The organism is Lacticaseibacillus rhamnosus, assembly GCF_900636965.1.
GTDB classification, from domain to species: Bacteria; Bacillota; Bacilli; order Lactobacillales; family Lactobacillaceae; genus Lacticaseibacillus; species Lacticaseibacillus rhamnosus.
This window is the reverse complement of record NZ_LR134331.1, coordinates 38,660-65,115: the sequence shown is the minus strand read 5'-3', so window position 1 is coordinate 65,115 and position 26,456 is coordinate 38,660. Positions and strand designations below refer to the sequence as shown.

The following is a 26,456-nucleotide window of genomic DNA, read 5'->3' as shown; positions in this document are numbered from 1 at the left end:
ATCGCGCTTACAGTGAACAAAATCTGACAACAGCGTCACCTTAGTCAGGCTGATGGCTTGGCGCTGCTTTTCCTTCAAAATAGTTAGGATAGGCACTTAAAACTGCCTTAACATCGTCATCAATCGCTAACAAATGATCCGCAACCAAATGACTGGCTAACTCAGCATCTTTAGCCTTGACTGCATCGACAATTGCCTGATGTTCCGTGATAATGTTATGCCATTTCAAGCCGCTAACTTCCAACCGTAAGTATCGGTAGCGATTAAATTGCAAATTCATTTGCTGTACCCAAGCCCAGACAAACTGCTTATGATCGGCCATATAAAATATTTCATGAAAGTCGTGATCAAGATCAAAAAAATGATCGTAATCCCGAGAATGCTCATAAACACCCTGCAACGCAATTTGCTGTTCCAATTTAGCAATTTGATCTGGCGTCATGACATCAACTGCGTCCGCCACAATCGTCCTTTCCAAATTGACCCGGGCAAACCGGCCTTGATACATTTCATCCAGATTGATCTTTGATACATAAGTACCGCTTTGAGGAATGACATTAAATAGTCCTTCCCGCCGTAAGCGGATAATGGCCTCCCGGATCGGGGTCGCACCGATCTTGAGTTGCGCGCTCAATTCAGTCTTGTCGACTTTTTCCCCGGGGGTCAGCTGCATGCTGAGAATCATCTCCTTGATAGCGTTATATGCTTCATCTTGATAATTCGATATTTGCATGGGCGTCACCCTTCCTTCTTTTTCACCTGATTAACTGATTGTATAACATCCCCAGCCTTTCGAGAAAGATGCTGCTTGAGACGTTTAAATTATAAAACTTTTTGATAGGTGTTGACACCGTTTTCGGTAAGCGCTATCATGCCCTTGTAAGGATATACTAATATATCAGTTAGCCGAGTGTCAATGTTTTCGCGCGTTTAGTTTAAAAAATACGCCTTTAACATTAACTGACTGGTTGTATATCTACCATTAAGGTCACAACTGGTTGCAGTTTGTGACCAATCAGGTTTTAAGTGGCATAAGCTGATTGGCAAGGAGGCGGGTGTGTCAAAATTCAGGTTCCGGCATTTATGCATTTGTTTTACCTATTTATTTTTAAATGCACTTACTTAATTTCATGGGAGTGAAAAAAATGGCAAATGATGTTAAGAACGATCCTAAAGCGGTCAAAACGACGGTTGGGGTTGTTACCAACGCAAAGATTCAAGATTCACAGCAGCCAAAGATGCCACTTGGTGTTGCAACCGCAATGTTCCTCGCGCCACTTTGCTGGTACGGGCCAATCGGTTCAACCCGAAGCGTTTTAATTCCACAACTATTTAGTCAAATTGATTCGGCACACAAGGTTTGGGCTGTCGGCATTCTGGCAACCGTTGCGTCTATCACCGGTGCGATTGCCAACTTATTGTTTGGTGCTTTTTCTGATGTGACGCGAACCCGTTTTGGTAAGCGGAAACCTTATATTGTCCTTGGTACCATAGCAATCGCGCTTTCACTGGTCGCCATTGCTAATACGACTTCAATTACTGCTATCATCTTTATCTGGATCATCGCGGCGGCGGCCGAAAACGCGATTGCCGCAGCGATTTATCCGCAAATATCGGATCGGGTTGCACCTAAATGGCGTGGCACTGTTTCAACCTTTTACGGCGTTGGTTTCACGATCGCGCAACAAGGTTTTGCTCTGTTAGCCGCTCAATTCCTTGGCAATGTTAAATTCGGTATTTATGTCATGGCAAGCATGACCGTTGTGTTGGCCATTATCCACGTTCTGTTGATCAACGAAAAGAGCAACCTGGACGAACCAAAGATCAAGCTCGACAAAGAATCACTCAAGAAGTACTTCTTCTTCCCAACCCATGATGCGCGCGACTTTTATCTCGCCTTGTCAGGTAAGTTCCTGATGGTTGTCGGTTCTACGATTGTTACCACATTCCTTTTGTTCATCTTCACCGACTATATTGGCCAAAGCACCAAACAAGCTGGCGGTTCCATCTCTGTATTTTCAACCATCATGTTAGTCATTGGTGTCTTCTTCGCTTTAGTTGGCGGTCCACTTGCCGATAAAATGAAGCGGGTTAAGGGTCCGGTTGTTATCGCAACATTCGCCTTAGCCGTAGCTGCTTTGTTCCCATTGTTTGTCAAAGAAGCTTGGGCAATGTTTGCCTACGCTGTTATCGCTGCTTTTGGTAATGGCTTGTACAACTCAGTCGATGGCGCGTTGAACATGGATGTGCTGCCATCTTCTGATACTGCTGGTAAAGACTTAGGACTGATCAACTTAGCAAACACGTTGGGCCAGATGCTTGGTGCGATGGTTGCTTCTGCTATTGTTGAAGGCTTCGGTTATCAGGCAGTCTTCATCTTCGCGGTTGCAATGGAAATCATCGGTGGCTTCTTGATTGCCGCCATCAAACGTGTTCGTTAATTTGTTGAAATTATATTTGTCACTTGACGTAAGAAAGGACGCTTAACATGACCACAACTGAAAAAGGCTTATACCCGACGGAATTTTGGACGGTAACGGCTGGCGATCTGGCACAAAAGCGTGACCATCTGGCAACTCCAAAACCAGAAACGACACCCGGCGATGCAGCCAAGATCGTGATTGATCCTGCTGACCGGCATCAGGAATGGATCGGCGCAGGTGCCGCCATCACCGATGCAGCAGCATCACTTATCTGGAAGCAGAGCAAGGAACAACGCAGTGCCTTGCTACATGAAATGTTTGACCCAGAAGAAGGTCATTTCTCGACCATCCGTATTCCATTAGGATCCTGCGAACCAGCCAGTCAACCTTATTACACTTATGATGATGTGCCATTTGGCGAGCATGATGCATCCTTATCTAAGTTTTCTGTTGGTGAAGGTGAACCCGGAGCGCCTGATGCAACCAAAGATCTTAAATATCTGATTCCGGTTGTTCAGGAAATTCTGGCGATTAACCCAGCCGTTAAGATTATGGCTTCACCATGGTCTGCTCCCGCTTGGATGAAGAGTACCGGCGAACTAAAAATGGGCGGCCACTTACGTTTTGGCGAATATACCAACAATGGCTATGCAATTAAGGACACGTTCGAAGGCGTTTACGCGCAATACTTTGTTCGTTACCTTGAAGAATATCGCAAGTATGGCATTCCGATTTACGCCATCACGATCCAAAACGAACCTTCCAATGCAGCTGCATGGCCAGCCATGATCTGGAAGATTCCGGAACTGGCACACTTTGGCTACAAGTTCCTTCGCCCGGCTTTGGACAAGACCTTCCCTGATACCAAGATTTACTTCTGGGATGGCAGTTTAAACGTCCTTGATGTCATCGACAAGCCACTAAGCGAGTTGGTGACCCCTGATGAAGCGGCTGCATTTGATGGTTTTGCCTTCCATACCTACGATGGTCCTTACACCAACTTGTTTAAAGGCAGTCGCCTGAATCCAAACTGGAAACTCGCCATGACCGAACGCCGCTGCATGATCGAAGAAACACCAGAAGATGCTTCTCATATTATGTTTGGCTTGATCGGTAATTGGCTCGTGCGTCAAGGCTTGAACATGATTGATCTTTGGAACATTGCCTTGGACGAACGGGGCTTGCCAAACCAGGTAGGGTCAACTGGCCGTCGCGGGGTTGTCACCATTGATCACACAACCGGTAAAGTTCAACGTAACCTGGAATACTACATGCTGCGTAACTTCAACCAAGATGTTGTTCCGGGATCTATTGTGATTGGCTCCACCAACTACACGCAAGATGGCTACACCGGTGGCTTAGGCTCCGTTGCCTTTCTTGCTCCCGATGGCGCCATTGCTGCTCACCTCTACAACCCATCCGGCAAGCCGTTGGACGCCGCCGTTACCATCAACAATGACGGCCCGGTTACTTGGCAGCATGTTACCGTTCCGGCATGGGGAACCGTAACGCTTCATAAGGCATTTGGTCCCGTCAATGAAAGTGCGCCGCGTCAGGATGAAGACTTCAAGCTGAATCCTTATCCGGCAAATCTGATGGACGACTGGGCACCGGGCAAAGGTGTGAATGCTAACAAGAAATAACGTCGGAAAAGTCGGAATCAAACAACGCGGATAACTGTTGTTGATTCGACTTTTTCTTTTTTAATGGTTCAGAGCCTATACAGAAATATTTTTTGAATTAAAATGTTAAAAGTATTCTGATAGCGCTTTCCATTTTAACCCGCACGTGCTATATTAAGTGTGTGAAACTGATATATTAATATATAAGGAGGTTCATCATTTTGGTTAAGCTAACCGACGATTATCAAGCAAAGGCTGCTGACTTCAAAGCGGCTGGTATCGCTGTTCCGCAATTCGACCAAGAACAAATGAAACAGACAACTGAGGCCAATCCTGTATGGGTTCACTTCGGCGGCGGCAATCTTTTCCGCTGCTTTCATGCAAAGATTGCGCAGGACTTGCTCAATAATGGCAGCTTAAAGTCTGGTGTGGTTGTTGCCGAAACTTATGATGGCGATGTGCCTGCCGATATCTACAAGCCATATAACGATCGCGTGTTGCAAGTGGTTATGCAACCAGACGGCACACTTGATAAGACACTGATCGCCAGTGTTGCCGAAGCGATTTACTACAACAAGACCAATCCTGAAGGCTGGGAACATTTAAAAGAAATCTTCACGAAGCCTTCACTGCAACTCGTTACGATGTCCATTACCGAAAAAGGCTATCAACTGACTGACATCAACGGCAAACTGACACCAGCTGCCGAAGCTGATATCGCAGGTAAGCCAGATGATGCGACGACCAACATGGGTGCCATTGCGCGCCTACTTTTGGCACGTTACGAAGCCGGTGCCAAGCCAATTGCCATGGTCAGCACCGACAACTTCTCTGAAAACGGCAAACGTTATGAAAACGGCATTTTGACAATTGCCAAGGGCTGGGCTAAACACGGGACCGTCACCCAAGGCTTCATCGATTATCTGACCGATCCTAAGCAAGTCAGCTTCCCATGGTCCATGATTGATCGGATCACACCGAACCCGGCGCAAAACGTTGCCGACAAACTTAAGGCAGAAGGTTTTGAAGACACCACCATCGTGCACACACCTAAGCACACCAATATTGCGCCATTTGGTAATACGGAAGAAACCCACTACCTCGTCATTGAAGACAGCTTCCCAAATGGTCGTCCGGCGCTGGAAAATGCCGGTGTCATCCTCACCGATCGCGACACCGTTAACGATGCCGATCAGATGAAGGTCACCGCTTGCTTGAATCCATTGCACACGGCTTTGGCTATTTATGGTAACCTCCTTGGCTACACGTCAATTGCTGCTGAAGTTGAAAATCCTAATTTGCTCACTTTGATCAAGTACCTTGGCTATAAAGAAGATCTGCCAGTTGTGAAGGATCCTAAGATTATCGATCCTAAGAAGTTTCTGGATCAGCTGGTCACCAAGCGCTTGCCAAACAAGAATATTCCCGATACCCCGCAACGGATTGCCAGCGACACTTCACAGAAATTGCCAATTCGTTATGGCGTGACGATCCAGCACTACTTAGACAAGGATCCTGAAAGCGTTAAGCAGCTTAAGGCAATTCCGCTCATTCTTGCCGGATGGTGCCGTTACCTGATGGCAGTGGATGATAAAGGTAACGACTTCACCCCAAGCCGCGACCCATTATTGGATCAGTTGCAGCCATATGTTGCCGACATCAAGTTAGGTAGCGATGCCGATGTCCACACCGCACTCAAGCCAATCTTGAGCAATGCCCAGATCTTTGGCCACGACCTTTATCAAATCGGTTTGGCTGACCAAGTAGAAGCCGACTTCAAGAAACTCATTGCCGGCCCAGGTGCAGTGACTAAGACCCTTGAACAATTTCGTCAAGATCATGAAAAGGAGCTTTAATTTATGTCAGATTTAAAAATGGGTTTTCGCTGGTTCGGCGAAAAAGATGACCCCATCACCTTACAGCAAATTCGTCAGATTCCCGGTACGCAACAAGTTGTCGGTGCGCTTTTCGATGTTCCGGTAGGTGAAGTTTGGCCCAAGGAAAAAATTGCCGCACTGAAGAAACAAGTTGAAGATGCCGGCTTAAAACTGGAAGTCATCGAATCCGTCAACATTCACGATGACATTAAGATTGGCCTGCCATCACGTGACAAGTATATCGAAAACTACAAGGAAACCATCAAGAACCTTTCTGAATATGGGATCAAGGTCATTTGCTACAACTTCATGCCGATCTTTGACTGGCTGCGGACCAATCTCCACTATCAGCTAGAAGACGGTAGCAATGTCATGGCTTTTCAACATCAATATCTAAAAGACGATCCGCACGATATTATCGATTCGGTTCGTAACAACTCAGAAGGCTATGTTCTTCCTGGCTGGGAACCGGAACGTCTGGCTGAAATCGAACGCTTATTCAAAGCTTATGCTGACGTTGATGCCGCTAAATTACGCGAAAACATGAAGTACTTCCTCGATGCCATCATTCCAACCTGTGAAAAGTATGATGTTCGCATGGCCATGCACCCGGATGATCCGCCGCGCGAGCTCTTTGGCTTGCCGCGAGTTTACAAGAACGCCGAAGACATGCGGATTATTGAAAGCATGCATGAATCTCGGTACAATGGGTTTACCATCTGCACCGGTTCCTTAGGCGAAAATCCAAACAACGATGTACCAGCCATCATCCGTGAATTTGTCAAAAAAGATCGGGCACCTTTTATCCACGCCCGTAACATCGAGTTCATCAACAAAGAAGGCGACTTCCACGAATCCGATCACCTTTCCAAGGATGGTTCGCTGGATATGTACGAAATCATGAAGGCCTTGCACGACCTTGATTACGATGGCTACATCCGTCCTGACCACGGCCGTAACATCTGGGGCGAAAATGGCCGCCCTGGCTATGGTTTATACGATCGTGCTTTAGGCATCACCTATCTAAACGGCCTCTGGGAAGCATTAGAAAAAGGGAGCGCAAAGTAATGGCTTTTTTGGACGATGATTTTCTCTTAACCAATGAGCCGGCTAAGCAACTATTTCATCAATATGCTGCTGACCTGCCGATTATTGATTTTCACTGTCATCTTAACCCGCAGGAAATCTATGAAAATCGTAACTTCAAGAACATCACCCGCATTTGGTTAAACGAAGGCACATACGGCGATCACTACAAGTGGCGCCTGGAACGGGCTAATGGTGTCCCTGAAGAACTCATCACTGGCGATGGCGATGACTACGAGAAGTTTGTCGCCTGGTGCAAAACCATGGAAAATGCTTGGGGCAACCCTGTGTTTGAATGGACTCATCTCGAACTGCGCCGTTTCTTCGGCAGTGATCTGGTATTGAGTCGTGACACCGCCAAAAAAGTCTGGGATCTCACCAACGCCAAACTGGCTACCCCTGAGTTTACGCCGCGCGCGTTGATTCGGCGCAGTCATGTCGAAGTTGTCTGCACCACCGATGATCCAGCCAGCGACTTGCACTACCACGAACTCATTGCTAACGATGAAGACACCAATGGCTTCAAGGTTTTGCCAGCGATGCGCCCTGATAAGTTAATGGCGATCTGTGCTAATACTTACGGCGACTACTTACAAACCCTTGGCAAAGCAGCAGGCGTTGAAATCACCGACTTTGCTTCTTTGAAGAAAGCCATGAAACAACGCTTCACCTTCTTTGCCGAGCATGGTGGCCACCTTTCTGACCACGGCCTCAACAGCTTCCACTACCGCCCAGTCGATCAAGAAGCACTTGATACCATTATCAAGAAAGGCATTGAAAACCGGCCAGTCAGCGATGTTGAAAATGATCAGTATCTCACCGGACTCGTTGAAATGCTGATGGATCTCAACCGGGAGTTCAACTGGACGATGCAGTTCCATGCCAATGTTGATCGCAGTCTCAGCTTACCGAACTTGAAAAAGATCGGTCCCGACACCGGCTTCGATGCGATGGGCAGTCAACCTGATTTGGTCGGCGAGTTCCGGGATCTTTTCCAAGCGATGGACGCGCGTGGCCCACTGCCAAAAGTGATCTTCTATTCCCTGAATCCAAATGATTGGCTACCACTCATCACCATGTTACAAAGCTTCGTTGGCCAAGGCGATAAACAACACCTGCAATTAGGTGCTGCCTGGTGGTTTAATGATACGGCTGAAGGGATGCATCGGCAGCTTCAGACTTTTGCGCAACAAAGCCTGTTACCAAACTTTGTCGGCATGTTAACAGATTCGCGTAGTTTCCTGTCTTATCCGCGGCATGAATACTTCCGTCGGGTACTGTGCAACTTCTATGGTGAACTGGTCGAACAGGGTCGAGTGCCATATGACCTTGATGCCCTTGGCCGGATTGTCAAGAATATCAGCTATGGGAACGCGCATGACTACTTTGGTTTCTACGACAATAACAACGATTAAACGCTTAAAGGAGTACGATCACACGTGAATGAATGCCTGACAATCGGTGAACCGCTAGTCGTCTTTGCCGCTGAAGAAGCAGATGTGCCATTAGCGGCCGCCAAACATTTTACCAAGTATCTGGCTGGCGCTGAGTTAAATGTTGCCGTTGGATTGAGTCGACTCGGCCATTCCGTCGAGTACATTACGCATCTCGGTGAAGACCCGAATGGCATTTTCATTCGCCAACAACTCACAGCAGCCGGCATCGGTTCCGACAATGTAACCACGACTTCACGTTATCCAACCGGCATCGAGTTCAAGGCGCGTGTGACGCATGGCGATCCTAACACCTACTATCTGCGGGCAGGATCAGCGGCAGCGCATTTTGATCCCGCGGCGATTGATCGGATTGACTTGGCCGGCGTCAAACTTGCCCACATTACCGGTATCTTTCCAGCCGCCTCGGCATCAACGCTGGCTGCAACTAAGCGGCTGATGAAACGTTTGATCAGCAATCGCATTCTGATCACGTTCGACCCCAATTTGCGCCCAGCACTATGGCCTGATCAGAACACCATGGTGACAACGATTAATTCGTTGGCCAAAAGTGCATCGATCGTGCTGCCGGGTGCCGCAGAAGGAAAAATTCTCGTCGGCAGTGATGATCCGGAAACCATCGCTCACTTCTATCTCAATCAAAGTGAGCAAACGCAACTGGTCATTGTCAAAGTCGGTAAACAAGGTGCGTATCTGTTAGGCCGTGATGTGCCTGGACAGTTACTGCCAAGTTTTCCGGCCGAACACATTGTCGATACGGTGGGCGCAGGCGATGGCTTTGCATTAGGCGTCATCAGCGCCTTACTGGAAGGTCGCTCACCGGCCGAAGCAGCCAGCCGCGGTAATGCTATCGGTGCCTTAGCGATTCAATCACCCGGCGACAACACCGGTTACCCAACGCGACAACAGCTTGACAAGTTCATGCAAACCAGTCTTAATAAAACTGAGCGCGCGTGAGACACTCAATTCTTTTAAGCATCCCATTTGATTTTCTTCACTACAGAACACGTCTAAGGAGAAAAAAACAACCATGCAAAAATATGACTATCTTAATCGCTTAATTAACACCGGCTGTGTCGCCGTTGTCCGCGGTGACGATGCTGATGAAGCGGTCAAAACCGTTGATGCCGTGATTGCTGGCGGCGTTACGGGTATTGAGCTTACTTTCACCGTCCCGCATGCTGACAAGGCATTGGATGAACTCAGTGAAAAGTATGGTGACCGTGAAGACGTCCTGATCGGTGCCGGAACGGTTCTTGATCCTGCAACCGCGCGTCTGGCTATCATTGCCGGCGCCAAGTTTATCGTCAGCCCAAGCTTCAATGCTGACGTTGCCAAGATCTGCAACCTTTACTCAATTCCTTACACCCCAGGCTGCTTCACCCCAACCGAAATCCAAACCGCGCTTGAAGCTGGCGTCGATCTCGTGAAGGTCTTCCCTGGCAGTGTTGCTGGTCCGGCTATGGTCAAAGCACTTCACGGCCCATTCCCGCAGCTGGCCATTATGCCAACCGGTGGTGTGTCGCTTGATAACCTCGAAACCTGGTTCGATGCCGGCGTTACCTTAGTCGGTGCCGGCAGCAACCTCACCGCCGCAGCCAAAACCGGCGACTATGCTGGCGTCACTGCTACAGCTAAGAAGTATCGGGCCAAGCTTGATGCCATTCGGGCTGGTAAGTAAAGAAAAATCTATCACTATAAAAGACTGATCTACTTTTGTTAACTACCAAAAACACTTGCCATGAAGGACACTCCCGGCAAGTGTTTTTTAGTTATATCTCCAAATACTATTCTTGGTATGTTAAGCGTTGTTTGCTGACAATTTTGGGTAGTCATTACCTTGGAGATGGCTGCGACACTTTTTCCAGTATTTTTCATCTCTATATTTGACCATCAGCCAAAAAGAGACTCTAGGGACACTTCAATCGTCCCTAGAGCCTCTTTATTTAGTTTTGATCTTCCATAGTCAGGGGTCTTAAGCTTATCTAGTCGTTCACTTTACGTGCTTGATTATTTAGCTTTCCCCTTCTGGTGTAAGAACCATGCAAAGCCGCTGATGCCAATGAGGAAAACGACTGCTGCCATCGTAACGGCCAGTGACAGCTGTGATTCACCTGTACTTGGATACTTGGCTGTTGATGAGGAAGCTGTTTCTTCGCTAGAACTGGCACTTTCGGATGAAGCATCACCTGTTGATGGCAGCTTACCTGTTGGCGCTGCGACAAGACTGGTTTTGGCTTTCTTCAGTGCGGTTGCGGCTGCATCTAATTCTTGCTGACTCGGCTTACCTGCTAACAGTTTTTGTGCTGCTGCTACTGCTTGCTGATAAGGCGTCCAGCTGTTCTGGGTGTAATCATCGGCACGCAAGGTTTGCGACTCGGTGACGAGCTGTGTTAGCTGGTCGCGGTTAACGGTCACAACGGTCTGTTTGAAGGCCGTGACCGCTTGTTTTAATGTCGATGCTGCAGTGTCGATATCATCTTTTGAAGCATCAGGGTTATCCGCGACTTTCTTGGCGGTGTCGATCGCAACTTGGAGGGTTTTAAGCGCATCTGCTGGGTAGTTACCTTCGTGGTCGCCAGTTACTGCTGAATGACTGAGCGTTTGTGCCTCTGTGAGTACCGTTTGCAGTGCCGATTTATCCGGGCTAAGGGTTAAGCCGTCATAAGCATTATTTAACTTCTGCAAAGCCGTATCAACATCTGCTTGAACCGCGTCAGTGTCTGCCAGCACTTTTTTCGCATTAGCAAGTGCTGACTGGAAGGTTGTCCAACTTGCGGTCGTGTACTTATTAGCTTGGTTGGTCACTGTACTGTCTTTGTCATAAGCCGTCTGTAGTGCCGACTTATCTGGTTTTTGGCTGTTAAGCTTTAAGCCAGCATAAGCGTTATTCAGCTTTTGCAAGGTTGTATCAAGACTGTCTTGGGTCGCGTTGGTGTCAGCGAGAACCTTTTGCGCATCTGATAACGCCTTCTGGAATGCCTGCCAACTTTCACTTGTGTACTTGTCGTCTGGATTCGTAACCGTCTTATTCTTATCGTATGCAGCCTGAAGCTTCGTCTTACCTGGTTTGGCCGGGTTCAACGTTAAGTCAGTGGCTGCCTGGTTCAGACTTTTCAAGGCGCTGTCGACATCATTTTGGGTTGCGTTGGTGTCGGTAAGAACCTTTTGCGCATCTGATAACGCCGTCTGTAATGCCTGCCAACTTTCACTTGTATACTTGTCGTCTGGATTCGTAACCGCCTTATTCTTATCGTATGCAGCCTGAAGTTTCGTCTTATCTGGCTTGGCTGGGTTCAGCACTAAGTCAGAGGCTGCCTGATTTAGATTCTTCAAGGCGCTGTCGACATCATTTTGAGTTGCGTTGGCGTTAGCGAGAACGTCCTGCGCATCCGTTAATGCGGTCTGGAATACTTTCCAGCTGGCGTCCGTGTACTTATCGCTTGGGTTAGTCACAGCTTTTGCCTTATCATAAGCCGTTTGCAGTTTTGTCTTGTCTGGGTTAAGCGCCAAGGCGGCATATGCTGTGTTGAGATTTTTGAGGGCCGTATCAATATCGTTTTGCGAAGCCGTCGTGTCTGCAAGGACATTTTTTGCTGCTAATAAAACTTTTTGAAACGATGTCCAACTTGATGACGTGTACTTGTTATCAGCGTTCGTGACATCTTTGACTTTATCGTACGCCGTTTGCAGCTTGCTGAAATCGGCAATGGTGTCACTTGGGACGACACCGACATAATCAACTGCTAACGTACCGCTTTTGACAGTGAACGTCACGGTATGCTGGCCGTACTTCAAATTTCGTAATGTGTAGGTCTGCCCGAGATTGTCAGCCTTGTTGGTTGCAGCATCTGTTGCGACTTGTTTGCCATCAACCGTCACATCCAACTTCGCTGAGCCATCATTGTTGCCACAAATATCCAGACCGGTCCCAGTGAACGTATACGTAAGGGTAGCACCGGCGCCTGTATTCTTGGAAACTGTCCGGTCCCGCAAGTACATACCTTGTCCGGTTTCGTGCGTCCAGTGATCGTTATAAACCAGTTGTTGTTTTGGTGTGGCAGATGTGTCGTACATCTCTAAGTCATCGATTTGCTGCGAATAGTACGGGGTATAGCCTTTGACAGTTTCAACTTTCAGGTTATCAAAGTCAGTGTGGAAGTAGCCGCTGCCTAAAGTGACTCGTCCGGAAAGCTCAGACGTGACCTTGCCATCAGCAACCTTTTGGCCATCAATGGAAGCCGTGATGGTATTGCCTGCTGCCTGAATGGCAATATTGTGCCAAGCCGTATTCGTTGTATCGAAGCCGGAAATCTTGGTGCCGCCTTGACCGGTGGCGACATTGCCGCTTGCAACTGACTGACTGCCGATATGCAATGACCAGCCACCATCCTGCCAGAATTTCAGGTAGGCTGCCGGGCCTGAATCAGCCTGCTGACGTGCACCGATCGAAGCATAATTTGCGCTGCCATGGGTGCCTTTATCTTCAAATGAGACATCCGTGCTGGCTTTGTAATTCATCCAGCGATTGTCGCCGATCCATGCCAACGCATCGCCATCGTTCCAAGCCCCGCCCGGTTCGACCACCGTTGAGTCCAACTGCTGGCGTAAAACGTAATGACCTGACTTGGCATTTGTCGTCTTGTAGCCTTCAAGTGTCCCATTACGATTAAATGTATACAACGGATAGAAGCCTTCGTCACCACCGCGCGATGTTATGAAGTCTTCAGTCTTTGCGGTGTTGCTAGTGCCATCAGCATTCAGCGTGGCAACTTTCTTACCGCCATATTCAAAGTTATCTGCATACAAGGTCGTGTCTGAGGTGTCAGTCCCTTTACCATTGGCATCGGTATCAAGTACCGTCCGCTGCTTGTTCGATGAAGCCGATATGCCTTGGTTTAAATCGGAATCCTTTGCCTTATCAAGCGTGGTGACCGTCTTGATTGAAAATGGTTTAACCGTAACGGTATAAACACCTTTGCTATCAGCTTGGACATCGCCAACATGTTTGAGGTAATTGCTGTCATACGCATCTTTTGCAGTCGTATCAGCTGCCCGTGTTTCCCATTCCTCAAGGGTCGGAGTTCCTTTATAAGCCATGTTGGAAGCCGAGATCTGATAGTGCTTCGTGTACTTACTATCATTGACGATAACCGTGGAAAAATCCTTTTTATCCGGTGAAGCAAGGGTTAAATAGTTAGCCAAACCGTTGCGGCCGTTGACATTATTGGAACCCGTTGCCGTGGAAACACTTGCCTGAGATACGGCGCGCCAGATACCAGACGTATTGTCGCTATTTTCCCAACCAAGTTTGGCAAATTTACTGAATTGGGCAAGCACATCAATCGCAACATCACTATTCGTCCACCCTGACCATGGATCGGTTGCCTGCAGGACACTCTTAGATGAGTATTGACCGCCTTCATAGAAAGCCGCAATCGCCGGTTGATAGATAAAATTCGTCCGCCGTGAATCGGTAAAGCCTTTCACGATGGTGTTGGCCATTTCTAATGAGCTACCTGCTCCACCGATTCCGGTGCCCGAATTAGGCCGGTAGTCGGAGTTGCCAAAAGTGGCCTGAGCTTCACTATTCCACACTTCCTTGTCGTACTTATCAGCAAGTGCCGTGAAGTTCTTAGCGCTGTCATCTTCGGTTGAGTAGTGATAGCCGGCTGCCGTAACCGCGTTTCGTAAGGATGAATCGGTGACCATATCCTTACCAAAACTACCAACGCCGACCTCATCGGAAATGACCACTTTGATCTTGTTATAAAGTTGACGTTCTGTGTCATTCTTGAAGCCGGTGTTATCGGTTTTAACGCGCTTTGCATATTCTTTAGCCCACGCCAGATCCGGCTTATGCTCATTTAACCCCGGATTAACATAGTCGACCATATAGCCATATGTACGATACGCGTTCAAAATCGAGTTCTTGTACCAAGTGTAAATCTGATCGTTTGTTTTGGCCCATCCCGGAGCGTTCCAGCGTAAAATTGTCACCTTCAGATTGGGATTAATCTTCTTGGCATCTGCCACTAACTGGAACCCTTGATCGCGGGTCACATTGGCAGCTTCTGATTCCGTACGTTGGGTGGCCGGTTCCGAACCAGTGGAGTTGTTGCGGTCATTACCCATTTCCAGTTTGAGATTGGTCATAATGGGTTGACTGCCGCCAAACAAGGTCTTCATCATCTTGGCGTAAACATCGGGCTGCTCGGATTTATAATCCATCAACAGCGCACTAGTACCGTTCCCACTCAGGACACCGAAGCCCTTAAAAGTCAGGCCGTTGGTGTTGTTGGAAGCAATGTCGTTCCCATCGAGATGAACGGCAACCGTGTCTTCCGGGTTTTGCGATGCAGCGCGGGTTGCAGCGGGTATTGTCAGCAACATTACCAGTGATACCGCCATCATTGCCATGACAATACCGGACCAAAGCAATGTGTATCTACTGCTTTTAGGTCTTGAGCCAATCAGCTTTGCTTTCATTTGAGTATTTGCCTCCCATGTCTTTGTTCCGTCTGCGTTTACCGGTTGCTTTCTTTGCCTGAACGCGGCACCCCCTTTAGTAACCGTGCATAAAAGCACTTACTGAATGCGCTTACTTGTTAAACTCATATATTAGTATACATGTTTAAGGATTAACAACAATAATTTTTGCCAAATTTGTCGCATGTTTTTTAATGGTTTAGGCCAATTGTTTGCCATTACGGCCTATTTAAGCAGGGTTTGTCAATTTTCTGTCGATTAAAATAGTTGCTGATATTTTTGGGAGATTAAGTCAGGACATCCTTTAGGCATTCACGCGCACGCAAAAATACCAATCTTACCGCCCGTTATGGACAGCCAAGATTGGTATTCTGCGTCTACACCAACAACGCTATTATTAGAATTTCGTTACTGCTGATACTTTCACCCAAAACTTACTTCGCTTTATAATCCAGCGGCAGCTTATTCCAGCGATCATGATAGAAGAACGCCGCGGCTTTGGGTTGGCGATCGCGGGTGAAAATGCCTTTCTTGTTACCGTTGACCCGCATGTTACCTTCAACCGTCTGGAAGTCAGCCAGGTTCCAGACCTGTTCGCCTTTGATGAAGTCATAATCATCGAAGACACGGCTGAACATTTTCAGCACTTCGACTTGATATTCTTCGGTCCACATGACACTTGGCAATTTATGCAAGCCAGCTTCGGTGTCGGCCCCGAACTCGGTAAAGACAACTGGCTTCTTAACGCCTGCTTTTTGCCACTTATCCATTTCATCGCGCAAGCCAGCCTCGCCATCGGAAATCTGATAGCCGCCAAAATGATACCAGCCTGGATACCGGTTAAGCATGTAAAAGTCTGGGAAGTCGAGTACTTTCGACGTCTCGATCGTATCATCTTCGCTCAAAGTAAACGTCCGCGGGCGGCCTTGAGGGTCAAGATCTTTAGATTCGTCAAAAATCTGCTTGAAGTATGGGACCGCATTTTCATCAATTGTATCCGGTTCATTAAACAGACTCCATGCCAGAACAGACGGATGGTTCTTATCGCGTTTGATCAAATCACGAATCTGGTCAATATGGCGTTCATGCAGCTTCTTGAGCCATGGCCCTTTGAAGAAGGACTGGTTCAGCCCGCCAAGAAAAGCAGCAGCGGCCATTTTAAAGCCGACTGCCGGCACTTCATCAGTCAGCAGGAAGCCTTCCTCATCCGCGATCTTGTAAACCTGCTCGTCATATGGATAATGCGATGTCCGGAAAGAGTTTGCGCCAATCCATTTCATCAAGGCAAAGTCTTTCTTTTCAACATTTAAGTCAAACGCGCGGCCAGCAAATGGTGAATCTTCATGCCGACCAAAGCCTTTCAGATAAATCGGCTTGTCGTTGACCAAAATATCGGTTCCGGAAATCTTGATCGTGCGAATACCGATCCGATCGGTGTAAGTATCAAGCGGTGTCTGGGTATCATCGCCAAGCTGAATCGTCAGCGTATAAAGATAGGCATTGCGAACCTGCCATAGGTGAGCGTTTTGAACCTGTAAGGCGCCTTGTTTGCCTTGAGCAGTCGCAACCACCTGGCCATCCGCGTCTGCCAGACTAACCGTTACCGGCGCGTCGCCATTGGTTTCAACCGTATAGTTCACTGTTGCATCGTTACCAGCTAACGCAAAAGTAGTGGTGTAATCCAACACCCGCTCTTGAGGCAAGGACAACAAGTGAACCGAGCGATTTAAACCAGAGTAGTTATAGAAGTCAAAGAACGGGCGTACCATTTTCTTACCATTCCGCAGCGTAATCGTATCCCCGGCCGGCAATGCTTCCCGCGACAATTCGTTATTACCTTTGACAACCACGGTATTTTCAGCACCATACTTAACGGCCTCGCTGATATCGGCAGCAAATGGTAAAAAGCCGCCTTCATGCGTTCGAATTTCTTTGCCATTAACAAAAATCGTGGCCCGGTGAGTTACCGCATCAAACCGCAGAAACAATGCCTTTCCCTTAGCCGCAGAAGGGACAAAAAAGTTACGACTGTACCAGAAATCACCGGTATATTCACGACTTGCTTTATCCGTAAAGAAGTCATTGAAACTAGCCGGAACCGGCATCGAAACGCCATCGTGAAAACCGGTCTCCCAGCCGGACTTTTCACCTTCTCCAGCTTCATCAAACTTAAATTGCCAAAGTCCATCCAGTTTCTGATCCGTGCGCTGATCATTGGTCACTGGGTATAACAACGATGTCTCCATGCAAAAAGCCTCCATTTCAAGTTTTAAAGAGTACGTTTTCTGAAATCGCTTACACCTTGTAGTGTACTTATTTTAGTAAAACTTGTCAATGGCTATTTTGTTTGGCACTAGAAATTCTGATATATGAGTTAACCCAATATGAAGCTCTTATTTTTACTAAAAGAAAGCTTTCCTGAGGCCGTTAAATCAGAGTTTTGCTGCTATCAATAAAATTAAAAAAGCCATCTTTTTAAAAGATGACCGTGCTGGCTAAGCCCACCCTAGCAGCCGTAAAATCGCCATTGCAGCAACGCCCGCGACCACGACGGCAAAGAGACTTTTGGTTATAATCGCCACGACTATCGCAGGCAGCGATGCTAGTAAATTCGACCAGTTGACGCCTGGCCATTGTCCGGGGTGAATCACCAGGAGACTTTCAACAAAAATCGCGGATAAAATCGCCACCGGTACAAAGCTAAGAAAATGCAGCAGCCACTTAGGAATCGTCATGCGTTTTACCAAGACAATCGGCACCACCCGCAATAACCATGTCGCCAGCCCGCAACTCAAAATCGCCACAAATGTTTCAGGATTCTGCATGCCGTTCCACCCCCATTCCAAACAGACAGCCAATCACGGTTGCGACAATAATCGCCGTTGTCCCCGGCAAGTAACGCACCAGCACCACCATCGCGACCGCAACCACACCAGCCACACTTAAATGCCGCAAAAAAGGCTTCGATCGATCCGTAATCATCTGTAAGTACAGCAAACCGATGAACATCGCAACAACTGCGAAATCCAACCCGAAATTATCGGGATTAGGAATCAAGCCACCAATCACCGCTCCTAAAAGACTGGCAATAAACCAGACTAAATAGGCGCCAACATTGACGGTATGAAACCAGGGAGCATTTAAATGATGGCCGGTGTAATTAAGCTTGTTCATCGACAACGCAAAGCTCTCATCCGTCAGCAAGGTACCGATCAGCACATTTTGCGTCATCGATTCATCTTTTAAATAAGGGGCGACCGTCATCGACATCAGACTCATCCGCGCATTAATCAAAGCCGTTGAAATCACCATCGCTCCAATCGGACTGCCAGTGGCCAACATACTCACCAACACAAATTGAGCTGATCCGGCATACACGATCAGCGACATCAGCCCGATCATCAGCAGCGACAAATGCCCGGTTTTCGCCACAATGCCATAAGCCATCCCGACAGTAATGTACCCAAACACTGTCGGCATCACATCGCGAATCCCGCTTCGAATCGTCAGCTCATCATTCATCCTGTTCCCTCCGCTTTTAGTATATTAATGTTAGTGTACTATTTACTAAGCGGGTTGCAACCGGAATCTAATCTAAAAAGTTGTGGCGGATCTTTCAATTATTTCAATTTTAGTCAGCCAAAAAATTAGACAGTCAAAAATACCGCGGCTCTATACGGAACGTGTGTTCGTTTTTTAATTTTTTAAAAAAACACTACACGGTATATAAACAAGTCGATGTCTGTTAACAATTATGGTTATTTTAAAAAATAATAGTTGATTTATAAAGCCAGTCAGAACATACTCAGATTGTTGAAACGAACATGTGTTTGGTTCAACGACAAACTTTAAGGAGGTCTGCATTATGGCAGATGAAGCAGTATTAGCAGTTCAAAACTGGCTCAACAAGACTTATACAGGTATTCCGGGATTTGAACCGGCGCCAACAGATGGGCATACTGGTTGGGCAACAATCTATGCCTTGCGAGAAGCATTGCAACACGAATTAGGTATTAGCAGCATCGGTGAAGGATTTGGCACCGCAACTCGAACCGCTCTTTCTGGTGTTGTTGACCAGCTAAAACCGGGCTATAAAGGTAACATTGCTCAACTGATTCAAGGAGCATTTTGGTGCAAAGGTATCAATCCTGGAACCGAATTGAATCAGAATTTCTCTGCAGAAACCGAACAAGCTTTTAAATCACTTCAACAAGATGCCGGACTGACCGCTGATGGCACTGTGACTGTGAACTTAATGGCTGCACTTTTCGATATGAGTGCCTTTGTTTTAGTTTCTGGCGGCGATGCAAATGTTCGTCAATTGCAACAGTGGCTAAATGCCGAGTACAGCACTTATCTCGGTATTATGCCTTGTGATGGTATTTATCAGCGCGATACAAATGTTGGGCTAATTTACGCCTTACAGCGAGCCGTGGGTATCTCCGCTGATGTTGCAAACGGTAATTTCGGTGATGCCACCAATGCTGCATTAAAGAACGTCCAGCTATCAGTCGGATCAACCGGCCTGTTAGTCAAAATCGTCAAATATGGCTTGTATTTAAATAGCATGTACAGCGGTGACTTCAGTGAAAGCTTTGGAAGCGACGTCGCCACCAGCATCATTCGCTTCCGGAAGTTTATGAAATACCCTAACGAAACTTCCGGCATCGCTGACTACACTGTTATTAAGGGCCTAGTTACCAGCAATGGTGATACCGGTCGTGATTCAATCGCATTAGACACAGCAACGCAATTGACCGCAGAAGATGTTAAACATTTTCGAGACTATGGTTTTAGCATCGTCGGTCGTTATCTAACAGGCACAGTCGGTACTGACTTTAAACCCAAGAACCTAACCCCAACAGAAATCAAAACGATTCTTGATGGCGGTATGAAGTTCTTTCCAATTTATGAAGACGGTGGATACGTTGAAACATACTTCACTGCGAGTCAAGGACGGAAAGATGCCCAGATTGCAGTTGCGGCAGCATTGGAGTTAGGATTGCCATCAGGAACTGTTGTTTATTTTGCGGTTGATGTTGACTTTCAGGAAGGGGACATTGAGGGGACTGTTATCCCATATATTACTGCAGTACAAAATGCCTTAGAGGGGTCTATTTATAAAACTGGGATTTACGGCACGCGAAACGTTTGTTTACATGCTGAAGAACATGGTATTCAATATAGTTTCGTGGCTAATATGTCATATGGCTGGAGCGGTAACCTAGGATTTAAGATGCCAAGTAATTGGGCATTCGATCAGTTCGTAGAATACCCAATATATGGCGTTAGCATTGACCAAGATGCAAGCTCGGGCAAAGATCAAGGAGTTTCGCATGTTAGTTCATCTGTGAAAGAGGTAAATACAGAGTTCTTTAACTACCTGAAAAAGGTACAAGATGACGCCGATGCATTTGTCAAGAATATGGATAAAAATGGTAACACTGTGCCAGATTCACTGATGGCAGCACGTTTAATTTGCCAATTGTATCGGCAGTTTAGGTATGCAAGCTTACCATGGACAATTATGACCGGGGCACTGAATGACACATGGATATACAATGAAAACAAAAAATGGAATATTACAAGCGACGATGATTTTCCAGAATTGACCGATACTGCGACAGGAATTAAGACTGACTTTATTCATATGATTGCAGCATTAGCTAGCTTATTGAATTTTAATGCTGCCGTTTCAGCAACTGGGACACAAGATCTTGCTGGATGGGCAGGAGATTTGTTGACCGGGATTTCGGATTCAATTAAGTCGGCTGATAAATATGCCAACTTACTTGTTGCAATGGAAGATCATATTGGCAAAGATGCATCAAAGGGAAAAAGCTCATTTGGAGTAGGCGACTTGTTAGCTGATGCGGATGCAGTCAATATCTATGCCAGCTTAAAAAATGGGAATGCCTCCCTGTATTCGATTATTGACAGATATTACAACAACAAGGGGAATACAGAACGCTTTAATCAATATGTATCAAACCGGTTCTCCGGCAATCATGATAAAATTGAGTCAGATGCACTTCGAGTTTTAAATCCCGATGGAGAGTTGGCTCAGACGGCTGAGTTTGGCAATGCATTGAATGCTTTCAAGGATAAATTCGAAGTCTCGTATTCGCCTGATCAAGCAACGATGGCAGCAAGCGTATTTAAAAATATGATCCAGGGTCACTTGGAACATTAATGAAAATAAATTGTGAGACTGAACACGAAATTTGCTAGAGGAAGCGATTTTGATGGTTTACTGGAGACACTTATATGCAATGTCGATAGTTCTTGTGCTTTTTTTCCTGTCACTTGCCTTTGCAAATTGGACGATGTTTCAGACTATCTTAGGTCTAAGTATGTTTAGTCTCTTTTTAGCTCTGACTCTGTGGGAAATTCGTCTAAATTCTAAACAGGTAAAGCGACCTCGACTACAAGTTATTTTAACCTATATTTGTATCTATGTTAGCCTGTTTTTGTTTAATATGAGTGTCCATCAAACATCACTTTCTACGTTTGGACAGACTAACGTTATCCAGTTTTGGAATGAGCATGATACGATAGTTCATTTAGAAGGCAAGACCTACCATTTGATCTGGTCAAAAAGCACATTTCCAAGAACTGTCTATTTTTATAACTTGTATGGACGAAAAGGCTTGTTCTTCCAACGCCTTAACGATGAGGTTATCTATTACTCACCAAGTATATCTAGAGGCGTAGACCGCGGGGCTGTAGGAACGTTCCTGCGCGGCATTAAAGGGGAAAAAGACCAAATAGGCGATTAACAGGTAAATAAATATACAGATGCAGTTAACGGAAACATTCTTTATGTGAGGTTCTCTTTCGATTCCTAAGATGTTTCAGTTGACTAACTAGGTCAAGGTTTAAAAAGGAAGGCACACCGACGAGAGCTGGCGTGCCTTTTTTTTGAGGCCGCACCACAATTTTTGACCGTGCAGTGTACCCTCTGAAACGCCGAATTATTGAAAAATCGTTCGACAAAAGCGTTCTAGGCCGTGCCAACCTTCGCAATCTCTGGCCAGCTGGGTCTGGAACGCTGTGACAGCGCATTGAAATTACATGTGCAGTTTTGCGAGGTTTGGAACTATTTTTAATAGTTTATTCCACCCCAGTTTTCGCGTTTTAAACAACGTCAAAATTTTAGATAGAATTACGACCTGTCCTCTTCATGTAGCAAACCAATATCATTCATGTAAAAAACGCTGACAAAAATATTCCAAATGAACGCTATGCAACACTTATATAGTCAGCTTAAGCCTGCAAATAAGAAACCAAAAATACTAACGCCGTGCCAAAATCCCGAAAAATAAAAAGTAGTATCTTCACCGCACACTTAATTTCTGGTAGCTCAGTATTTATTTTTCTCCTCACTTTTTGAGTATAATATGATGCGCCAAGATTAATAACAGCAAAAGCAAAAAAGAAGATCGCATCAATTAAGTAAATAACAGGCGCAATTGAAAAATTCGCCGTTATTGCTCCTAACGAAAACACAACGATGAAAAAATACCAAACAATAATGATGTTATAAGCACGATTAAAAAGCTGATTTGACGCCTTTGTGGTAAGCTCCTGCATCTTCTTTCTAGCTTCTGAGTAACTTTCATTTGTATATTTGCCTTCTTGGAGTAACTTGTTTTTCTGTTTTCCTCTGAGAATTGAAATAATTGTAGAAGCGCCCACCCAGATACAAACCATCTCAATAAAGGGTATATAGACATTCATTTTTGATATTCCTTTCCTTAAACATTTTCTGTCCTCGGCTAAAAAATTCAGAATCACTCAGATAAAACACATTTAAGTATCTTGGCAGGAAAATCTGAAAGCCTTTTTTACTGTGACAAAATTACGTTGTTCTGACTAGAACCGTCTCAGATTCAGTGATACCTTAGTCACTCCCGATCTCATCACTATAGACTCTCTCTGACGAATATTCCAAGATGAAGTATACAATTCCGTATCAAGCATTGCTTATGTAAGTCGATACAGGTCAAGATAAGTGTCCGTTGAGACTGATATAGCGACCAAATAGGCTCATCCGACGAAACAACGCAGCGACCCGGTTTTTGTCAGCACCGCTCTGGTTCCGCATTCTCACTCCATCCGGCCGGAGATTGGCACGACTCGGAACTGTTTTACTTACTTGTTCCACAACAGCATTAGGGTTCCAATAGGCATCAAATTCTGAGAAGCGACTGATTCAACGCTTTAGTAGAAGACAACGGCAGCAGCATAAAATATAGCGAAGTTGAGTCCCCCAACTACGACAAGCAGTAAAAGGTAGCGATAATACCATTTTGACCCAACCTTTCGAACACACATTAAGCTTGGGTACCTTTCCGAGAGTCTTTCCAATTTTCTCTGCTTGATGACGCGGAAAACTTGTTCTTCACCCAGAAAAATCACATTAGCAAAGAGGAGGAAGACCCCGATACTTGGTAAAAGAAGAAGCCCTGTAGATGTGTTCCCATAGATAACCCCTGCAGAAAAGAAAATGACGGCCAAATAGCTCCCAATCATTTGAGAATTCATCATTCTTTCAATATACAAATTTCGACCAACGAGCGTGTTCAAACTCTCATCACCGTCTTTCTCCATGCCGACACTCCCGTCAGAGTCAATCCGTTTAAATGCCGCTATTCGTTCTATTCGCTCTTTTTTAAACATTTCATTCTTAATTCTTAACGTGATAGAAAAAACTAACATCACAAGTACGTGTGGCACGATATAAATGTAATCCATATTTTCTCCCTAAATTATTGCAAGTTGTGTCACCTAGCGTATAAAGCAGTAAACCTCATCCAGCCTCCAATTATACCAATCGTTGTGGAGATCTCCCGTGTTTAAACAAAGCAAGATCAGTTATATTAAATTAAGCGAACTATATAATCTTACTTCAAATCCCGAAACTTCTTGGTGTGAACGTAAAATTAGAGTTGTAACAAAAACAAACTCAGAGAAACTGTTCTGCTGTAGCCGTGCTTAATCACGTGATTGTAAGTCTGCAACAATAAGTGCCAAAAACGGTGTAGCTCCCTCTGAACTCCAAATTCTATGCCAATTTAGAGCCATTTTTGCTTAAAATCAAATCTTTTGAAACAAATCTTTAGAGTTGACTAATCCATAAAAGCTATTTGAATTAAGTTAACCCTCGTGGCCTCATCTCGTCATTTCTATCGAGTAGCTTTAACCTTAAAGTTATGTTGCAGTTGCGGCCAAACATGCTCGTCAGCCCACGCAATCATGACACCATTGCCAAGAAACGAGAATAATGTGGCAATGTTAATCCCTAACAGTTTGCCAGTCGCCGCCCAAGCAATTACCGTGACAATGATCGGTGGGATGAAATCGGTTAACTGTGACGCCGTGGCATTACCCTTAAAGTACAGGAAGCGCAAAATATTGGTGGTGTCGTCATTGGGATGCATGATGATATTCGCGCGTTGATACAGCGAAATCGCAACACAAAAGCAGAAAACGCCAAAGCAGGAAACAAAGATTCGGGCGATGACAGGCCAATTTCCCAGACCCAACCAAGTAAATAGCCACGTGAAAACATTGACAAAGTAACTGAAGAACAGCGTATAAATAACCTCACCGATGAATCGTGGCCAGTCCCACTGTCGAATCAAAATTAAGTTGGAGATGGCATTGAGCACGCCAAATGTAAACAAAACCGCACCGATATTCCATCCCTGCCAGTCATTGAGATTAATCGCCGCGGCGGTCCACAAACCACTTCCCATCGCCCCAACGATACAAAGTCCATTACCCGCTGCGTTTAATATCAAGCCGACAATCAACCCGATCCAGCGTTCTGTTTTTGTATTCTTAATGAGAAGACCTTCTTTCTATTCTCTTGATAGATTTCTTGATCATTATAAACGCCCGGCCGCATTGATGAAAATCCGTCAGTGTGGCCGGGCGTTCAATTTTTAAAAGTGTGTCAGATTAGCGCTATAGTTCGCCGCCTTTTTCAAAAGTCGGCGTCATCTTTTCTGCGCGGATGCAAACCAGTTGATGCAGCAAGTATTGGAGGTCGTTGGTGATCGTGGCTGCGGTTTCGGCATTCAATTCGTCATGCCACGCTGGCAGATCTTCAGGCTTGACGTCTGCAAACTCTGCGTCTCCCTTAGCCACCGCCGCGCGTCCGGCCGCAAATCCGAACTTGCGACTTTCTGAAACCGCCACTTCGGCATCCCAGTTATGTTCGGCAAACAGCGGATCCGCCACCATAGCAATCAACTTATTCAGCCAATAGAAGCTGTCAGTCGAACTTTTATCAGTCGGGGTGTACTGGAAATTCTCGGGCGTCGTGGTGCAGTTGGCAAAAAATGGCACCGGACTATTGAAGATATTGACGCCTTCTGCCAGCCAGTGAATCGCCGCATGGGCTTTAGGCATGTTCGGTCGAATCTGCAAAATATGCATTTCCTGATTACGATTCATCCCGATTGGCCGATAACGATGCCGCGTTTCGGCCGTCCCTGTCTGCCCATACGGATCAAACTCGGTTGCTTGATAATGGCTGCTTAAAACCATCGCCACATCTTCAACCGATAGCAAATGACTCGGAACCCGACTAAATGGCATGGTCCGACTTTCCGGATCCTGGTCAACTTCAGGATTCAGCATCTTCTGGGCATACCAGACACGCGGGGTATTATAAAAATGATCTGCCTGCGTATCTTCACCGAAAATATCGCGGAAATTAAAGCCTTTCTTCGCTTTATTCAGATGATACTTTTCAGCAAAAGCCTTCAAGTCGGCACTGTACTGGAAATCATCCGGCGCATCAAAATCAATCTCCTGAATCCCCGTTTGATTCGGCGCCAATACATAACGATCATCAGGAATCCGCTCAGCCGCCCAGTGATGACCGCCAACCGTTTCAAAATACCAGACTTCATCAGCATCGGAAAAGGCAATGCCGTTACTTTCACAGGTGCCATACTTCGTCAGTAATTCGCCAAGCCGCTGCACCCCTTCTCGGGCATTATGAATATACGGTAATACCACCGTCAGCATAGCCTCTTCACCGATACCATCTGGCTCAAGTGGATCCAATCCCAGCATCGTGGTGTTTGTGAACTCGGTTTCCGTAGCGCTCATGGCAACATTTTCGCTGTTAATCCCGGCCTCACCCCAAGTACCATCGCTCGTGTCGGCAACTGGGGTACAGGTATACTGCAGCGGGTTCTGCGGCAAGTCCAATTGAAAGCCGTTAAACGTTGACACATACCGCTGCGGCTGTTCATCCGGCTTCACAACGATAAACCGCTTCGGATTAATCCCGCCTGCCGCATCCTCATTGCGGGCAATCATCGTTGAGCCATCAACCGACGCCTTCTTACCAACAAGCAATGCTGTACAACTCAAATGGTTCACAAACTGATTCATAGACACGCTTCCTTTCAGTTGCTTTTATCATAGCACTGGTAGGGCCGAGTGCTGGGGCTGGACTAGTGATTTTTTGTAATCCATGCCCAT

General features: G+C 46.2%; 17 protein-coding genes. 8 read left to right on the top strand and 9 right to left on the bottom strand.

Annotation, left to right across the window (positions count from 1 at the left end):
- Positions 1–40 precede the first annotated feature (40 nt).
- Positions 41–733 (bottom strand): GntR family transcriptional regulator, encoded by a 693-nt coding sequence (locus EL173_RS00305; protein WP_005690318.1) that lies wholly within the window; start codon positions 731–733, stop codon positions 41–43.
- 412 nt (positions 734–1,145) lie between these two features.
- Here EL173_RS00305 and EL173_RS00300 point away from each other — a divergent pair, with 412 nt between their 5' ends.
- The 7 genes from EL173_RS00300 (at position 1,146) to EL173_RS00270 (ending at position 10,143) form a co-directional block, all read left to right on the top strand.
- A complete protein-coding gene (locus EL173_RS00300; protein ID WP_012807331.1) occupies positions 1,146–2,441 on the top strand; it encodes an MFS transporter in 1,296 nt (431 codons plus the stop codon).
- Positions 2,442–2,488: 47 nt separating this feature from the next.
- Complete coding sequence (locus EL173_RS00295) at positions 2,489–4,066, top strand: glycoside hydrolase family 30 protein (protein ID WP_005690320.1); 1,578 nt, start codon at positions 2,489–2,491, stop codon at positions 4,064–4,066.
- Between the two features lie 200 nt (positions 4,067–4,266).
- Positions 4,267–5,901 (top strand): mannitol dehydrogenase family protein, encoded by a 1,635-nt coding sequence (locus EL173_RS00290; RefSeq protein WP_005690321.1) that lies wholly within the window; start codon positions 4,267–4,269, stop codon positions 5,899–5,901.
- A gap of 3 nt (positions 5,902–5,904) precedes the next feature.
- Positions 5,905–6,990: a mannonate dehydratase gene (gene uxuA / locus EL173_RS00285; protein WP_005690322.1), complete on the top strand. Its 1,086-nt coding sequence runs from the start codon at positions 5,905–5,907 to the stop codon at positions 6,988–6,990.
- Entirely contained in the window at positions 6,990–8,423 is a 1,434-nt protein-coding gene (gene uxaC / locus EL173_RS00280; protein WP_005690323.1) for a glucuronate isomerase, read from the top strand. The genes uxuA and uxaC overlap by 1 nt, the downstream gene beginning before the upstream one ends.
- A gap of 24 nt (positions 8,424–8,447) precedes the next feature.
- Positions 8,448–9,419 carry a sugar kinase gene (locus tag EL173_RS00275; protein WP_005687552.1) on the top strand — a complete coding sequence of 324 codons (972 nt, stop codon included), beginning with the start codon at positions 8,448–8,450 and terminating at the stop codon, positions 9,417–9,419.
- 73 nt (positions 9,420–9,492) lie between these two features.
- On the top strand, positions 9,493–10,143 hold the full coding sequence (locus EL173_RS00270) for a bifunctional 4-hydroxy-2-oxoglutarate aldolase/2-dehydro-3-deoxy-phosphogluconate aldolase (RefSeq protein WP_005687550.1): 651 nt from the start codon (positions 9,493–9,495) through the stop codon (positions 10,141–10,143).
- A gap of 329 nt (positions 10,144–10,472) precedes the next feature.
- On the opposite strand, the gene EL173_RS00265 is transcribed toward EL173_RS00270, so the two are convergent.
- The 4 genes from EL173_RS00265 to EL173_RS00250 form a co-directional block, all read right to left on the bottom strand.
- Positions 10,473–14,951 carry an FIVAR domain-containing protein gene (locus EL173_RS00265; RefSeq protein ID WP_012807330.1) on the bottom strand — a complete coding sequence of 1,493 codons (4,479 nt, stop codon included), beginning with the start codon at positions 14,949–14,951 and terminating at the stop codon, positions 10,473–10,475.
- A gap of 434 nt (positions 14,952–15,385) precedes the next feature.
- Positions 15,386–17,197, bottom strand: a complete 1,812-nt coding sequence (gene uidA, locus EL173_RS00260; protein WP_005687546.1) for a beta-glucuronidase — start codon at positions 17,195–17,197, stop codon at positions 15,386–15,388.
- Positions 17,198–17,446: 249 nt separating this feature from the next.
- Positions 17,447–17,776 carry an AzlD domain-containing protein gene (locus EL173_RS00255; RefSeq protein WP_005687544.1) on the bottom strand — a complete coding sequence of 110 codons (330 nt, stop codon included), beginning with the start codon at positions 17,774–17,776 and terminating at the stop codon, positions 17,447–17,449.
- On the bottom strand, positions 17,763–18,473 hold the full coding sequence (locus EL173_RS00250) for an AzlC family ABC transporter permease (RefSeq protein ID WP_005690328.1): 711 nt from the start codon (positions 18,471–18,473) through the stop codon (positions 17,763–17,765). Before EL173_RS00250 ends, EL173_RS00255 begins: the two co-directional genes overlap by 14 nt.
- A gap of 343 nt (positions 18,474–18,816) precedes the next feature.
- Between EL173_RS00250 and EL173_RS00245 the strand changes: the two genes are divergently transcribed.
- Positions 18,817–21,144, top strand: coding sequence for a glycoside hydrolase domain-containing protein (locus tag EL173_RS00245; protein ID WP_005690329.1), 2,328 nt, complete (start codon positions 18,817–18,819; stop codon positions 21,142–21,144).
- A 1,073-nt stretch (positions 21,145–22,217) separates the two neighbouring features.
- Here EL173_RS00245 and EL173_RS00235 read toward each other — a convergent pair.
- The 4 genes from EL173_RS00235 to EL173_RS00220 all read right to left on the bottom strand — a co-directional run bounded on the left by EL173_RS00235 (position 22,218) and on the right by EL173_RS00220 (position 26,366).
- Positions 22,218–22,691 (bottom strand): hypothetical protein, encoded by a 474-nt coding sequence (locus EL173_RS00235; RefSeq protein WP_005687943.1) that lies wholly within the window; start codon positions 22,689–22,691, stop codon positions 22,218–22,220.
- Positions 22,692–23,174: 483 nt separating this feature from the next.
- Entirely contained in the window at positions 23,175–23,708 is a 534-nt protein-coding gene (locus EL173_RS00230; RefSeq protein ID WP_005690332.1) for a hypothetical protein, read from the bottom strand.
- Positions 23,709–24,139: 431 nt separating this feature from the next.
- Complete coding sequence (locus EL173_RS00225) at positions 24,140–24,766, bottom strand: DUF6198 family protein (RefSeq protein WP_024305751.1); 627 nt, start codon at positions 24,764–24,766, stop codon at positions 24,140–24,142.
- Positions 24,767–24,923: 157 nt separating this feature from the next.
- Positions 24,924–26,366, bottom strand: a complete 1,443-nt coding sequence (locus tag EL173_RS00220; protein WP_005690334.1) for a C69 family dipeptidase — start codon at positions 26,364–26,366, stop codon at positions 24,924–24,926.
- Positions 26,367–26,456: the final 90 nt, after the last annotated feature.

Coding starts and splice junctions, on each gene's coding strand:
- EL173_RS00230 (WP_005690332.1), bottom strand. CDS start 23,708: ATGGATTACATTTATATCGTGCCACACGTACTTGTGATGTTAGTTTTT.
- EL173_RS00220 (WP_005690334.1), bottom strand. CDS start 26,366: ATGAATCAGTTTGTGAACCATTTGAGTTGTACAGCATTGCTTGTTGGT.
- uxuA (WP_005690322.1), top strand. CDS start 5,905: ATGTCAGATTTAAAAATGGGTTTTCGCTGGTTCGGCGAAAAAGATGAC.
- EL173_RS00295 (WP_005690320.1), top strand. CDS start 2,489: ATGACCACAACTGAAAAAGGCTTATACCCGACGGAATTTTGGACGGTA.
- EL173_RS00270 (WP_005687550.1), top strand. CDS start 9,493: ATGCAAAAATATGACTATCTTAATCGCTTAATTAACACCGGCTGTGTC.
- EL173_RS00245 (WP_005690329.1), top strand. CDS start 18,817: ATGGCAGATGAAGCAGTATTAGCAGTTCAAAACTGGCTCAACAAGACT.
- EL173_RS00255 (WP_005687544.1), bottom strand. CDS start 17,776: ATGCAGAATCCTGAAACATTTGTGGCGATTTTGAGTTGCGGGCTGGCG.
- EL173_RS00250 (WP_005690328.1), bottom strand. CDS start 18,473: ATGAATGATGAGCTGACGATTCGAAGCGGGATTCGCGATGTGATGCCG.
- EL173_RS00305 (WP_005690318.1), bottom strand. CDS start 733: ATGCAAATATCGAATTATCAAGATGAAGCATATAACGCTATCAAGGAG.
- EL173_RS00300 (WP_012807331.1), top strand. CDS start 1,146: ATGGCAAATGATGTTAAGAACGATCCTAAAGCGGTCAAAACGACGGTT.
- uidA (WP_005687546.1), bottom strand. CDS start 17,197: ATGGAGACATCGTTGTTATACCCAGTGACCAATGATCAGCGCACGGAT.
- EL173_RS00235 (WP_005687943.1), bottom strand. CDS start 22,691: ATGAATGTCTATATACCCTTTATTGAGATGGTTTGTATCTGGGTGGGC.
- EL173_RS00265 (WP_012807330.1), bottom strand. CDS start 14,951: ATGAAAGCAAAGCTGATTGGCTCAAGACCTAAAAGCAGTAGATACACA.
- uxaC (WP_005690323.1), top strand. CDS start 6,990: ATGGCTTTTTTGGACGATGATTTTCTCTTAACCAATGAGCCGGCTAAG.